Origin of the sequence: Micromonospora olivasterospora (genome assembly GCF_007830265.1) — a bacterium.
Taxonomy (GTDB): Bacteria; Actinomycetota; Actinomycetes; order Mycobacteriales; family Micromonosporaceae; genus Micromonospora; species Micromonospora olivasterospora.
Window position 1 is genome coordinate 5,300,636 of record NZ_VLKE01000001.1, and the last position, 13,335, is coordinate 5,313,970.

Consider the following 13,335-nt stretch of genomic DNA (forward strand, 5'->3'; position numbering starts at 1 on the left):
CCACCCGAGGAGCGAACTGATGAACCTGACCCGCCCCATCCTGGTCACCGGCGCGGGCGTGGGCGGCCTCACCGCCGCGCTGGCCCTGGCCCGCCACGGCTTCGCCGTGCAGGTGTACGAGCGGCGCGAGCTGGAGGAGATCACGGCCAACGCCGGCTTCGGGCACACCATCTGGAGCAACGCCACCACCAGCCTGCGCACCATCGGGGTGGGGGAGCGGCTGCTGGCGCGCGCCGAGCCGATGCTCGGCTTCGAGAGCCGCAACTCCCGCCAGCAGGTGATGTTCCGGACCAACACCGCCGACAGCATCTGGCCCGGTTGCGCCCCGACCGTCGGCATCGGCCGGGGCGACCTGATCGGCGCCGACGGTATCCGCTCGACCATCCTGGAGCAGCTGCACGGCCGTATCCCCGCCGTCTACACCGGACGGTCGACGTACCGAGGCATCGCGCCCGGCGCCTGCGGCCTCAAGCGCGGCACCGTGCACCTCTTCTCCGACCCGGACAGCCGCTTCGGTGGCGGGGCGTGGCTGATCGGCGGCGACCGGGTGGTCTGGACGCTGTCCTGCGAGCGCACTCCCGGCACCGAGGACCCGCAGGGCATCCCGGCTTGGGCCCGCGAGATCGCCGACGTGCTCCGCGGCCCCGCCCCGACGTTCGTCCGAAACACGTCGCAGGAGACGATCAGCCGGATCGACGTCTATTATCACGAGTGGCTCGACCGCTGGGGTGAGGGCCCCGTGACGCTGCTCGGCGACGCCGCCCACGCGCTGCCGACCGACCTGGGCCAGGGCGCCTGCATGGCCATCGAGGACGGCGTGGTGCTGGCGGACTGCCTGGCCACCGCCGTCGACGTCCACTCCGGCCTGCGCGAGTACGAACGCCGCCGCCGCGAGCGGGTGCACTGGGTCCGGGAGCACGTGCTGCGGGTCAACAGGTTCAAGCCGATCCGCAACAAGGCGCTGCGCTGGGTCGTCGGCAAGATCGCCAAGGTGGTGGTGGCGTCCAGCGCCCCGAAGATGTGGCGGGAGGTGCAACGCCCCCCGGAGTTGACCGCCGAGCGCTCGTGAGCTGACCGGACCGCCTCTGGAGAGCGGCCGGGCGCCCGGCGGCCGGTAGGGGCTTCGGCCCGGTCGTCGGCGTGGACTTCTCCCCGGTGGCCCTGCGCCGGGCCCGCGCCCGCGCGCGGGCCGCCGGGGTGACCGACCGGTGCGCGTTCGTCCAGGCCGACGTCACCGCCGTCCAGGCCGACAAGGCGCAGCTCAAGGGCGGCCAGAAGATGGCGCCGATGCTCGCCCCGGGGGAGGAGCGGGAGCTGTTCGGCGAGGCGTTCGACCTGGAGTAGCGTCGATGTCGAGTCACTCAGCGGCCGACCGAGCTCGCCGGCACCGCGTCGGCGGGCACGGGGGAGTCGGGCGGCGTACGCGGCTCGCGGATCAGCAGCGCGACGACCGCGCCGACCAGCGCGGCGACTCCGGCCGCCCACGGGCGCCGCCATCCGGCAGGACGAGCTGGACCGCTTCCTCGCCCGGGTGCCCCGGCGGGTGTTCGTCGTCCTCGACGAGGTGTACCGGGGCTACGCCACCGACCCGGCCACGGCCGACGGCCTGCGCACCCTGCCCGCGCACCCCAACCTGGTGGTGCTGCGCAGCTTCTCCAAGGCGTACGGGCTGGCCGGCCTGCGGGTCGGCTACGCCGTCGGGCACCCCGGCCCGATCGCCGGTCTGCGCGCGGTGACCATGCCGTTCCTGGTGCCCGAGGTGGCCCAGGCGGCGGCGATCGCGGCGCTGGCCGCCGAGCCGGAGTACGCGGCCCGCCGCCGGGAGATCGCCGCCGAACGCGACCGCGTCCTGCGGGCGCTGCGGGAGTCCGGCGTCGACGCGCCGCCCAGCGAGGGGAACTTCGTCTGGCTGCCCTGGGCGAGCGCACCGCCGGCTTCGAGGCCGCCTGCCGCGCCGAGGGGCTGCTGGTGCACGCGTTCCCCGGCGAGGGCGCCCGGGTCACCATCGGGCTGCCCGAGAGCAACGACCTGCTCCTCAAGGTCGCCACCGCGGCCGCCTCGTCCCGGACCTGAGCCGTCCTCCTGCGCCGCGGACGCTCCGCCGTCTTCCGTCGCCGCCCGGGCGGCGGGCCGGGCCGCGATGCCCGCCCCGCCGCCTCAGGCCCGACTGGTGGCCAGGTCCGCCGGGAGTTCCGGCGCCAGCTTGCGGGCGACCACCGTGAACGCGTCGACCACCCGCTCCAGGTGCTCCTCGGTGTGCGTGGCCATCACGCTGACCCGAAGCTGAGCCTGTCCCTTCGGCACCGCCGGGTGCAGCGCCACGTTGACGTAGACCCCCTGGTCGTACAGGAGCCGCCACATCCGGGCGGCGGTCAGGTCGTCCGGGGCGGGCACCCGCAGGATCGGGGTCTGCACCTCCACCTCGTTGGCCGAGACCGGCACCGGCCCGACCCCGAAGCCCAGCTCGGCGAGCGCGGCCCGCAGCCGGGCCGTGTTGGCCGCCAGCCGCACCCGCCGCTCCTCGCCCTCCGCCGCCCGGGCGATCTCCATCCCGGCCAGCGCCGCGCCGATCGCCCCGGGCGGGGCCGCCGCGGTGAACATGAACGCCCGCGACTGCACCCGCAGGAAGTCGATGACGTCGGCCGGCCCGGTGACGAAGCCGCCCCCGCCGCCCAGTGCCTTGGAGAACGTGCCCATCCGCAGGTCCACCGCGTCGGCCAGGCAGGCCAGCGCGGCCACCCCCTGCCCGTCCGGTCCGAGCACACCCACGGCGTGCGCCTCGTCGACGAGCAGGCGGGCGCCGTACCGGCGGGACAGGCCGGTGACGCCGACGATGTCGGACAGGTCGCCCTGCATCGAGTAGACGGTGTCGACGACCACCAGGATCCCGCCGTCGGCCTGGGCGGCCCGGCGCAGCAGCGCCTCCACGCGGTCCATCCGGTTGTGCCGGAACGGCAGCAGCCGGCCCCGGGCCAGGGCCGCGCCGTCGAGGATGGACGCGTGGTCGCCGGCGTCGCAGACGGCCACGTCGCCCTCGCCGACCAGCGCGCCGATCACCCCGAGGTTCGTGGTGTAGCCGCTGCCGAAGACGAGGGCGTCCTCCTCGCCGAACCAGTCCGCCACCGCCGCCTCGACCCGCAGGTGCAGCTCCGTGGTGCCGTTCATCAGGCGGGAACCGTTGACCGAGGTGCCGTACCGCTGGGCGGCCAGGTTGGCCGCCTCGGTGAGCCTCGGGTCCCCGGACAGCCCCAGGTAGTTGCTGGAGCCCAGGTTCACCCGGGGCGCACCGTCCATCATCGGCACCGCCGCCGGGGGGCCCTGCAGGGTCCGGAAGTAGGGCAGCAGGTCCCGCATTTCCAGCTCCCGGCGAAACGCGTACGAGTCGTACCCTCGTACTTTGGCGAAGAGGTCTCCACTCATACCGCCCATGGCACACCGGGAAGGGCGGCTTTTCGATCCCCGGTCAACCCGACAGTTGGCCACCCCAACCGTGCACCTGCCCGCGCGCTGGCACCCCGGCCCGGGCGTCCATGGTGTGGAATGGAGAGCGGGGAGCGATCCGGGAATGGGGAGGTCGGGATGTCCGGTGTGGAGCTGCTCGTCGCGGCGCTGATGGGAGGGCTCACGGCGGGGGTGGGCGACGCGACCAGCGGCCTGGTGCGGGACGGCTTCGTCAGGCTGCGGGACCTGGTGCGGCCCCGGCTGACGGCCCGGGGCGAGGAGGCGCTGCGGGCGTTGGAGGCCGAGGAGTCCGACCAGGGCGTGTGGCAGGTCCGGCTCACCGAGGAGCTGATCCGCTCCGGCGCCGACCGGGACGCGCGGATCCTCGCCGCCGCCCGGGAGCTGCTGGCCCAGGTGGAGGCGGCGGGCGGCCGGACCGAGGTGGGGCACGTCGACCTGCGCGAGGCGCGGGGCGTCCAGCTCGGCAGCCACAACACCCAGCACAACACTTTCAACTGATCGGGGCGGAGCGCGATGGCCGGCGACGATCGGGACCAGGGCGGTCGGCGGGTGCCGCCCTCAGTCGACGCGCGCCACGCCCGGGGCGTGCAGTTCGGCGACCACAACGTCCAGCACAACCACTTCGCGCCGCCGGTGCGCTCCGCGTACCTGGAGCACGTCCGGCGGCTCGCCCCGCAGACGCTGCTGGACCGGGACGCCGAGCTGGCGCGGCTCGCGGCGTTCTGCGCCGGGGACCAGTCGGGCGCGTACCTGTGGTGGGAGGCCCGCCCCGGCGACGGCCGGACGGCGCTGCTGTCCTGGTTCGTGCTCCACCCACCAGCCGGCGTGCGGGCGGTGTCGTTCTTCGTGAACGGGCGTCGCACCGCCCGGCGCAACCGGGACGCGTTCATCGACGTCGTGCTGGAGCAGCTGGTCGAGCTGACGGACGGGTCGATGCCCGGGCACCTCACCGAGTCGACCCGGGAAGCGCACCTGCTGAGGCGGTACGCGGAGGCGGCCGAGGCGTGCCGGCGGCGCGGCGAGCGACTGGTGCTGGTGGTCGACGGGCTGGGCGAGGACGACGGGACGGACGCCCGGGGGGCCAGCATCGCCGCGCTGCTGCCGGCCGACGGGCCGCCCGTCGTCGTGACGAGCGCGGTCGGCTGGCGGATCCCCGCCGACGTACCGCCCGACCACCCACTGCGCAGGTGGCGCGCCCGGTGGCTGCCCCGCCACGTCGGGCCGGAGGAGCGCCGGCGCGCCGCCGAGGAGGCCGCCCGCCGGGAGCTGCGGCTCCGCCAGGCAGAGCGGGAACGGCGGGAGGCGGAACAGCGGGCCCGGCAGGAGCAGGCCGCCGAGTCCGAACGGACCAGCCGGGCGGCGCGGGCGGAGGCTGCGCGCCGGGCGTCGACCCTGGTGGGCGGGTGGATCCTCGCCCTCGTCGTCACCGCCTGGTTCGCCTGGGGCTGGAACGATCCGGGGATCGCCCGCATCCTCACCGGCCAGCTGCTGCTGGGCGGCCTGGGAGCCGTGGCCGGCCTGGTCGTCCCCGCCGTGCGGCTCGGCGCGGCGTACCGGCCGGCGCTGCGCTCGCCCGCAGCGTGGTTGCCGTCGCCCCGGGCCGCGCTCGCCCGCGGCGCCGCGGTGCTGGCGTTCCTGGTGCTGGGCGGCGCGCTCGCGCACGACTACCGCCTCGCGCGCCACGAGCGCCTGATCGAGGAGCTCGTCCGGCGGGAGCAGCAGCTGCCGGGCTTCGGCGAGGTGCTGACGCTGGTGTTCCTGCTGCTCGTGGGCGCCGGTGCGGTCGTCGCCGGGCTCCTGGTCGGGCAGTCGGCCGTCGCGCCATGGCAGCAGCGACACCGGGAGGCGCGGCGGTCGGGCCTGCCGGCCACTCGACCCGGCCACCCCACCGAGCGTCCGGGCGGCGCGGCCGGCTGAGCCGCGCCGAGGGCTCAGCCGACCGGCCAGGCCGCCGGGATGCGTTCCAGCACCCCGCCGGCGAACACGTCGCGCAGCCCCAGCGGCTTGAGGTGGACGTACCCGATGTGGCAGTCGCAGACGGCGTTGCCGCACGGCCGGGGCCGCAGCGCGGCCCGCCACGACCCGTCGTACAGGTTGCCGATGGGCTCGGGGATGAAGTGGCAGCGGCGCACGGTGCCGTCCCCGAGGACGGAGATCGCGGTTTCCCCGGCGTGGCAGGGCCGGCCCAGCGACAGGTGCGGGCGGACGCTGTGGCCGAACAGCGGGTCCAGTTCCGTCCACGTCGCCTCCTCGGCGGCGGCGTAGCGGCGGCCCTCGGCGGCGTTGACCCACAGGTACACGTGCGGAGGCAGCGCCGCGCGCAGGGCCCGCGCCTCGGCCAGGTGCTCCGGCAGCCCGACCACGCCGACGGAGAACCGGACGCCCAGCTCCGTCAGGCGGGCGCAGCGCGCCAGGAACCGGTCCCGGTCGACCTGCCCGGGGTGGTACGTCGTCCACAGCGCGGCCCGCGCCGCGTCGGCGTCGGCCAGCCAGTCCACCCGGGCGGCCAGGTTGGTCTGGATGACCACCCGCTCGACGTGCGGCAGGTGCGACAGCGACACCATCGCCTCCCGGTACCAGCGGCGGGTCAGCCCCTCGCCCCACGGGGTGAACAGCACCGACAGCCGTACGTCGGTGGTGGCCGCCACCCAGCCGGCGAACCGCTCCAGCGCGGCCCGGTCGGCGCGCAGCAGCTCCGGCGGGGCGGAGGTCAGCCACGGGCCGACCGCGTCGGAGCGGGCCAGCCCGACAGCCACTGGAACGGCTACAAGGTCGACATTGCCAAGAACTCCTGCGTAGGCCGGCCCCGACCCGGCTACGCGCCGGTCACGGTCACGTCGGCGGCCGGTTCCGGCTGGGCGGCCACCGCGGCCGGGGGCCCCGCCTCCGGGCGGGCCTGCACTGTCGGGTACTCGGCCGTCGCGCCGCCGCCCGCCGCGGCGGCCATCACCGCCGCCGCCGCCAGGTCGGCCACCCGCTTCGCCTCCCGCTGCACCCGGGCCCGGACGTCCTTCGCGTGCCGCTCGGCCTCCTCGGCCGCCCTGCGCGCCTCGTCCAGCCGGCCCGTCTCCACCGTCAGCTCCTGCCGGACCGCGGCGAGGCGCTGCTGCAACCGGCCGATCTCGTGCTCGAACGCGGCCCCCTCCTCGCGGGCCTGCGCCAACTGCTGCTGCGCCGTGTCCAGCTCGGCGTGTATCTGGACCAGCGCCTGCCGCTGGCCGCCGATCTCCTGCTGCAGGGCGGTCAGCTGCTCCTGGTGCACGGTCGCCTGCTCGTCGGCCCGCTTGCGGACCTCCGTCGAGTACTGCTGCGCCTCCGCGATCAGGTTGGCGATCTTCTGCTCCGCGGCGGTCAGTTGGGCGGCCACGTCCCGCTCGGCCGCCGCGCGGTACTCGGCCAGCTCCTGCTCGGCAGCCGTCCGCCGCTCGCTGATCTCCCGCTCCACGTTGACCCGCCACTGCGCCAGCTCCTGCTGGCTCTGCGCGCGCGCCGCCTGCACCTCCTGCTGGATCTGCGTACGGGCCGCCTTGGTCAGCGCGTCGGCGGCGGCCTGGGCCTGCTCGACCTGCTGGGTGGTCAGCTCGTTGATCCGCTTCGCCTCCTGCTGGGCGTGCTCGTGCGCGGCCTCGCCGTCGACCCGCAGCTGCTCCACCAGCTCCTGGATGTCCGCGAGCTGAGCCTCCGCCGCCGCCCGGCGCTCCTCGTACGCCTTCTCCTGCTCCGCCCGGCGCGCCGACAGCCGCGTCTCCAGCTCCTGCACCGCCTGGGCGGCGTGCTCCCGCGCCTCGACGACCACCCGCTCCGCCTCCGCCTGCAGCTCACCGGCCTGCTGCGCGGCGCTCTCGGTGATCACGCCGGCCTGCTTCTCCGCCAGCGCCAGGATCTGGTCGACCATCGGCCCCAGGTCGCGGAACGAGGCCCGGTCCACCTGCGCGGGGCGCTGGCGCAGCTCGGCCACCTCCGCCTGCAGCTGCTGGTACTGGATGGTCAGGCCCCGCAGCTGGTGCTGCGCCCGGTCCCGCTCGGCCATCAGCGCCGCGGCGGTGGCGTCGGCCTGCTCGACGTACCGGTCGACCTGCCGCTTGTCGTAGCCGCGCAACGCCTGCTCGAAGCTCGGCCGCCCGCTCGCCTCCGTGCGTACCGGAAACGGCTCCCCGCCGTTGGACATGCGCAACCCTCCGTAGACGTCAGACCCGGCGCGTGACCGCACCGCGGGGCGTGGTGTCGCGCAACGCTACCGCCGCCGCCCGATGCCGAACACCCCACCCCGGACCCGCCGCCCGGCGGCGGGACCACCCATCCGGACCTGGGTCGGGTCCTACGGGGTTCCCGACGATCCCGGAACCTCAAATCATCCTCAAGATCCTGGCCCCGGCCCCCTTTGGACGATCATGATGGCCCGCATGCACTCCCTGCTCAATCCCCCTTCGGAGTCGCATGCGAATGAGACGATCCACCGTCATCGTCCTCTCCACAGTCCTCGCCGCCACGCTCGGCACCGTCACCGCGCCGGCGGTGGCGCTCGGTCAGCCGGCCCCGGCCGGCGCGGCCGCGGCGGAGCCCAACCAGGTCACCAATCTCACCGTCCGGCAGGGCGACGGGTACGCCACGCTGGCCTGGACGCCGGTGGACGGCGCCACGGACTACCAGATCGAACGCACCCCGGTCGACGCCGGCGGCGCCGCCGCGGGCCCGTCTGTGGTGGTCGGCGTGTGGCGGCCCAACCGACAGGTCAACAACGGGTCGCCGACGTTCGCCGACGCCGGGTTCAACCCGGGTGACCGGTTCCAGTGGCGGGTGCGCGCCATGCTCGTCATCGGCTACCCGACCCCGCCGGCCACCCCGGAGGCGGTCGCCGCAACCTCGCCGCTGGCGATCAACTGCAACGTGCACGGCAACGAGCCGGGCGACCGCGAGGCCTGCCTGATCATGGCCCGCCAGCTCGCCTTCGGCACCGACGCCCGCACGATCGACCTGCTGTCGCACAGCACCGTTCTGATCGTCCCGACCATCAACGGCGACGGCCGGGCGGCGAACACCCGGGGCAACTCCACCGGGCAGGACCTGAACCGCGACTACTCGCTGATCCGCCAGCCGGAGACCGCGGCGTACGTCAACATGCTCCGCGAGTACTGACCCGACCCGCCCGCGGCGTCATGGGGCCCCGGCGGCCCCGGCGGCCCCGCGACGGTGTGACGGGGCGGGGCCGCTCAGCGGCGTCGGGCCAGGACGACATGGTCGACGAGGGTGCCCGTCTCGCCGTCCGGGCCGGTGCCCGTGCGGTGCGCGGCCCCGAGGCGTTCGGTGTGCCAGCCGTCCGGGGCGAGGTCGAGGGCGGCCAGGATCTCCTCCGGGCTGGCGAACCGGGCGTGCGGGTGGCTCTCGCGGGCCCACGGCGGGGGCGCGCCGTGCTCGACGACCAGGAGCCGGCCGCCGGGCGCGACGGCCCGCGCCGCCGCGCGCAGCACCGCCTCCCGGGGCAGCTCCAGCGGGGACTGGAGGAACTGCGCCGAGACCAGGTCGTACCGGCCGGCGGGGAAGGTCCGGGTCAGGTCGTGCCGGGCCACGGTGATCCGGGACGCCACGCCGGCCCGGGTCGCCTCGGCGGTCAGCCGGTCCAGGGCGGTGGTGGAGACGTCCACGGCGGTGACCCGCCAGCCCCGGCCGGCCAACCAGATCGCGTCGCCGCCCTCACCGCAGCCCAGATCGAGCGCGGCGCCGGGTGGCAGCGGCTCCACGACCTCGGCCAGGACGGCGTTCGCCCGGCCGCTCCACACCCGGTCGCGCCGCTGGTACAGCTCCTCCCAGAAACCGGCGGTGTCCGCGTCCACCGCCGGGTCCACCGGGTACGCCCTGGGCTCGGTCATCGTGTCCCCCTCCGCGCCGGGCGGACGGCCGCCGCCCCGACCCGGCGATGGTCCGCCACCGGCGCACCGGACGGCAAGCGTCTTTGCCGGTTCGGCAAACGGCGTGGTTCGCGCGAACCCGGAGGTACCCCGAGCCCCGGTCGGTTCGCCCGCCGACCGGGGCCCGGGGGCGCGTCAGGCGAGGTCGTACCGGTCCAGGTTCATGACCTTGACCCACGCCCTGATGAAGTCGTGGACGAACTTCTCCTGCGCGTCGCGGCTGCCGTAGACCTCCGCGATGCCTCGGAGCTGCGAGTTTGCGCCGAAGACGAGGTCGACGGCGGTGGCCGTCCACCTGACCTCCCCGGTGGCCCGGTCCCGGCCCTCGAACACGTGCTCGGCCGAGCTCGACGCCTTCCACTCCGTGCCGATGTCGAGCAGGTTCACGAAGAAGTCGTTCGTCAACGTCCCGGGCCGATCGGTGAGCACGCCGTGTCCTGCCTGCCCCGCGTTGGCGCCCAGCGCCCGCATGCCGCCGATCAGGACCGTCATCTCGGGGGCGGTCAGCGTCAGCAGGTTGGCCCGGTCCAGCAGCAGGGTCTCCGGCGACAACTTCTGCTCGGCGCGCAGGTAGTTGCGGAACCCGTCCGCCCTCGGCTCGAGCACGGCGAACGACGCCACGTCCGTCTGCTCCTGGGAGGCGTCCGTGCGCCCGGGTGCGAACGGCACCGTGACGTCGTGCCCGGCGTCCCTGGCCGCCTGCTCGACCGCGGCGCACCCGCCCAGCACGATCAGGTCGGCGAGGGAGACCTTCTTGCCGCCGGACCGCGCCTTGTTGAACTCCAGCTGGACGCCCTCCAGCGTCCGCAGCACCGTGGCCAGCTCGGCCGGGTCGTTGACCTCCCAGTTGCGTTGCGGTTCGAGGCGGATCCGCGCCCCGTTCGCCCCGCCACGCATGTCGGTGCCCCGGAAGGTCGCCGCCGAGGCCCACGCCGTCCGGGCCAGTTGGGAGACGGACAGCCCCGACGCGAGGAGCGCGTCCTTGAGGGCCGCGACATCCTCGTCCGCGATCAGTTCGTGGTCGACCGCCGGCACGGGGTCCTGCCACAGCTGCGGCTCCGGGACCCACGGGCCGAGGTAGCGCGAAACGGGTCCCATGTCACGGTGCAGCAGCTTGTACCACGCCCTGGCGAACGCGTCCGCGAGCTGGTCCGGGTGCTCCAGGAAACGCCGCGAGATCTTCTCGTAGGCCGGGTCGACGCGCAGCGCGAGGTCGGTCGTCGCCATCATCGGGGCGTGCCTGACCGAGGGGTCGTGGGCGTCGGGCACGGTGTCCGCGCCGGCGCCGCCCTTCGGCTTCCACTGCTTGGCGCCGGCCGGGCTCTCGGTGAGTTCCCACTCGTATCCGAAGAGGGTCTCGAAGAAGCTGTTGTCCCACGTGATCGGGGTGGGCGTCCACGCGCCCTCGAGCCCGCTGGTGATCGTGTCCCGGCCCTTGCCGCTGCCGAAGGTGTTCTTCCAGCCGAGGCCCTGGCTCTCCAGGGGAGCGCCCTCGGGCTCGGGGCCGACGTACTCGGCCGGGGCGGCGCCGTGGGTCTTGCCGAAGGTGTGACCGCCGGCGATCAGCGCGACCGTCTCCTCGTCGTCCATCGCCATCCGGCGGAAGGTCTCCCGGATGTCCCGGCCGGCCGCCAGCGGGTCCGGGTTGCCGTTGGGGCCCTCCGGATTCACGTAGATGAGGCCCATCTGCACGGCACCGAGAGGACCGGCGAGCTCCCGGTCGCCGCTGTAGCGCTCGTCGCCGAGCCAGGTGTCCTCGGGCCCCCAGAAGATCTCCTCGGGCTCCCAGACGTCCTCCCGCCCGAAGCCGAAACCGAAGGTCCTGAAGCCCATCGACTCCAGGGCGACGTTGCCGGTGAAGACCAGGAGGTCGGCCCAGGAGATCTTCCGGCCGTACTTCTGCTTGACCGGCCACAGCAGTCGCCGGGCCTTGTCGAGGTTCGCGTTGTCCGGCCAACTGTTGAGGGGGGCGAAGCGCTGGGCGCCGTCGCCGGCACCGCCGCGGCCGTCCTCGATCCGGTACGTGCCGGCGGCGTGCCAGCTCATCCGGATGAACAGCGGCCCGTAGTGGCCGTAGTCGGCGGGCCACCAGTCCTGCGACGTCGTCATCACGTCGAGGATGTCGCGCCTGAGCGCCTCCACGTCGAGGGTCCTGAACTCCTCGGCGTAGTCGAAGTCCTCGCCCATCGGATTGGCGCGCGGCGAGTGCTGGTGCAGCACCTGCAGGTTCAGCTGATTCGGCCACCAGTCCTGGTTCGTCCTGGGCCGGTGCGGGGCCGGAGTGGGGGATGGGATTGCCGGGTTCTCACTCTCGCTGCCGCGATCAGACACGTCGGTCGCTCTCCTGTCTCGTGTTCTCGTTCCGTCCACTGGTTGCCGGTGCCGAGACGCACCCGGGACAGACTCCCCAGTAGGTGACCTCGGCCTCGTCGATCGAGAAGCCCCGGTCGTCGGACGCGGTCAGGCACGGGCTCTCGCCGGCCGCGCAGTCGACGTCGGCGATGGCGCCGCACGACCGGCACACGACGTGGTGGTGGTTGTCCCCGACCCGGGACTCGTAGCGGGCCACCGAGCCGGAGGGCTCGATGCGCCGCAGCAGCCCCGCGGCGGTCAGCGCGCGCAGCACGTCGTACACGGCCTGGTGGGACACCTCGGGCAGCTCCCGGCGTACGGCGCCGAAGATCGAGAGGGTGTCGGCGTGCGGATGCGCGTGCACCGCGGCCAGCACGGCGAGCCGCGGACGGGTCACGCGGAGCGCGGCACCGCGCAGCAGGCGCTCGAAGTCCGAAATCGTGGCCACGGTGCGCAGTATGCTCCACTTTCTTCTTGAATGCATCAAATGGCGCGCGCACCTCGGGGATGGGTGAACGAGGACGGGACGCGGGCTACAGCCCGATGCGGGCCTGGTAGACGCGGTGCTGGGCGCCCCGGAGGAACAGCCGCAGCTCGCCGCCGTAGACGGTGGCCGCCGGTGCCGCCTTCGCGCCCGCGGGCCCGCCAGGGTCGTCCACCCGGACCAGGCTCCCGTCGTCGCCGACAGCGAGTTGCTCCGGACCTGGCCGTCGTCGCCGCGGGCGAACAGGCGCAGTTCGCCGCCGTAGACGGTCGCCGCGGGGGCGGACCGCGCGCCCGCCGCCCCGGGGACGGTGGTCCAGCCGGACCAGGTGCCGGTGGTGGAGTAGCGGTTGGTGCGGAGCCGGCCGGTGACGGTGGTGGTGAACAGGTGCAGTTCGCCGCCGTAGACGGCGGCGGCGGGGGCGGTGACCGAGTTCGTGGCGCCGGGGATGCCGGTCCAGCCCGACCAGGCGCCCGTCGGGGCAGACAGTCGGTTGGTGCGCACCTGGCCGCCGGCGGCACGGGCGAACAGGTGCAGTTCGCCGCCGTAGACGGCGGCGGCGGGGGCGGTGGCCGCGTTGGCGATGCCGGGGACGGTGGTCCAGCCGGACCAGGTGCCGGTGGTGGAGTAGCGGTTGGTGCGGAGCCGGCCGGTGACGGTGGTGGTGAACAGGTGCAGTTCGCCGCCGTAGACGGCGGCGGCGGGGGCGGTGACCGAGTTCGTGGCGCCGGGGACGGCGGTCCAGCCCGACCACGCGTCGGCCGTGAGCGAGTACCGGTTCGACCGCACCTCGCCGCCCGGGCCCCGAACGAACAGGAACAGGTCGCCCGCGTACGGCACCGCGGCCGGCCCGGAGCGAGCCCGGGCCGGGTCGGGCACGGGAGCCCAGCCGGACGCCGACGAGGGCTGGGGCTGACCGGAGCCGCCCGCCTCGGCCGCGCCGGCCGGCGCGAGCAGCAGGGCCGCACCGAGGACGACGACGGACAGGCGCCGCAGCGGCCCGCCCACCTTGATCGCGCGCATTTGTCACTCCCTTGTGGACGGTCGGTGCCAGGTGGCCGCCAGGTCGACGGGGCTCAGGGACATCATCCCCGCCGTCAGTCGCGTCGTACAGCCGTACGGTCGCAAACC

At 74.6% G+C, this 13,335-nt stretch carries 10 protein-coding genes and 3 pseudogenes; 6 read left to right on the top strand and 7 right to left on the bottom strand.

Features of this window, described 5'->3' with window-relative positions; all coding sequences use genetic code 11:
- The first annotated feature begins 19 nt into the window (after positions 1-19).
- The 3 genes and pseudogenes from JD77_RS24385 to JD77_RS34050 form a co-directional block, all read left to right on the top strand.
- Entirely contained in the window at positions 20-1,069 is a 1,050-nt protein-coding gene (locus JD77_RS24385) for an FAD-dependent monooxygenase (RefSeq protein ID WP_145776334.1), read from the top strand.
- Between the two features lie 53 nt (positions 1,070-1,122).
- Positions 1,123-1,344, top strand: a pseudogene (locus JD77_RS24390) (methyltransferase domain-containing protein); the annotation flags it as partial.
- A 148-nt stretch (positions 1,345-1,492) separates the two neighbouring features.
- Positions 1,493-1,900 (top strand): annotated as a pseudogene (locus tag JD77_RS34050) (aminotransferase class I/II-fold pyridoxal phosphate-dependent enzyme); the annotation flags it as partial.
- 257 nt (positions 1,901-2,157) lie between these two features.
- Here JD77_RS34050 and JD77_RS24400 read toward each other — a convergent pair.
- Positions 2,158-3,420 (bottom strand): aminotransferase class I/II-fold pyridoxal phosphate-dependent enzyme, encoded by a 1,263-nt coding sequence (locus JD77_RS24400; protein ID WP_170286531.1) that lies wholly within the window; start codon positions 3,418-3,420, stop codon positions 2,158-2,160.
- Between the two features lie 159 nt (positions 3,421-3,579).
- On the opposite strand from JD77_RS24400, the gene JD77_RS24405 reads away from it, so the two are divergent.
- The gene (locus tag JD77_RS24405) at positions 3,580-3,960 is read left to right on the top strand and encodes a hypothetical protein (RefSeq protein ID WP_145776338.1); all 381 of its coding nucleotides are present in this window, start codon (positions 3,580-3,582) and stop codon (positions 3,958-3,960) included.
- A 15-nt stretch (positions 3,961-3,975) separates the two neighbouring features.
- On the top strand, positions 3,976-5,379 hold the full coding sequence (locus JD77_RS24410; RefSeq protein ID WP_145776339.1) for a hypothetical protein: 1,404 nt from the start codon (positions 3,976-3,978) through the stop codon (positions 5,377-5,379).
- 14 nt (positions 5,380-5,393) lie between these two features.
- On the opposite strand, the gene JD77_RS24415 is transcribed toward JD77_RS24410, so the two are convergent.
- Positions 5,394-6,218 carry an STM4011 family radical SAM protein gene (locus JD77_RS24415; RefSeq protein ID WP_170286532.1) on the bottom strand — a complete coding sequence of 275 codons (825 nt, stop codon included), beginning with the start codon at positions 6,216-6,218 and terminating at the stop codon, positions 5,394-5,396.
- Between the two features lie 59 nt (positions 6,219-6,277).
- On the bottom strand, positions 6,278-7,630 hold the full coding sequence (locus JD77_RS24420; protein WP_170286533.1) for a coiled-coil domain-containing protein: 1,353 nt from the start codon (positions 7,628-7,630) through the stop codon (positions 6,278-6,280).
- A gap of 275 nt (positions 7,631-7,905) precedes the next feature.
- On the opposite strand from JD77_RS24420, the gene JD77_RS24425 reads away from it, so the two are divergent.
- Positions 7,906-8,598 carry a M14 family zinc carboxypeptidase gene (locus JD77_RS24425; RefSeq protein ID WP_246140894.1) on the top strand — a complete coding sequence of 231 codons (693 nt, stop codon included), beginning with the start codon at positions 7,906-7,908 and terminating at the stop codon, positions 8,596-8,598.
- Between the two features lie 74 nt (positions 8,599-8,672).
- Here the strand turns inward: JD77_RS24425 and JD77_RS24430 are convergent, their stop codons facing one another.
- The 4 genes and pseudogenes from JD77_RS24430 to JD77_RS35875 all read right to left on the bottom strand — a co-directional run.
- Entirely contained in the window at positions 8,673-9,329 is a 657-nt protein-coding gene (locus tag JD77_RS24430; protein ID WP_145776341.1) for a class I SAM-dependent methyltransferase, read from the bottom strand.
- Positions 9,330-9,503: 174 nt separating this feature from the next.
- The gene (katG, locus tag JD77_RS24435; RefSeq protein ID WP_145776342.1) at positions 9,504-11,699 is read right to left on the bottom strand and encodes a catalase/peroxidase HPI; all 2,196 of its coding nucleotides are present in this window, start codon (positions 11,697-11,699) and stop codon (positions 9,504-9,506) included.
- Positions 11,692-12,204: a Fur family transcriptional regulator gene (locus JD77_RS24440; RefSeq protein ID WP_281292186.1), complete on the bottom strand. Its 513-nt coding sequence runs from the start codon at positions 12,202-12,204 to the stop codon at positions 11,692-11,694. Before JD77_RS24440 ends, katG begins: the two co-directional genes overlap by 8 nt.
- A 168-nt stretch (positions 12,205-12,372) precedes the next feature.
- Positions 12,373-13,227, bottom strand: a pseudogene (locus JD77_RS35875) (DUF8189 domain-containing protein); the annotation flags it as partial.
- Positions 13,228-13,335: the final 108 nt, after the last annotated feature.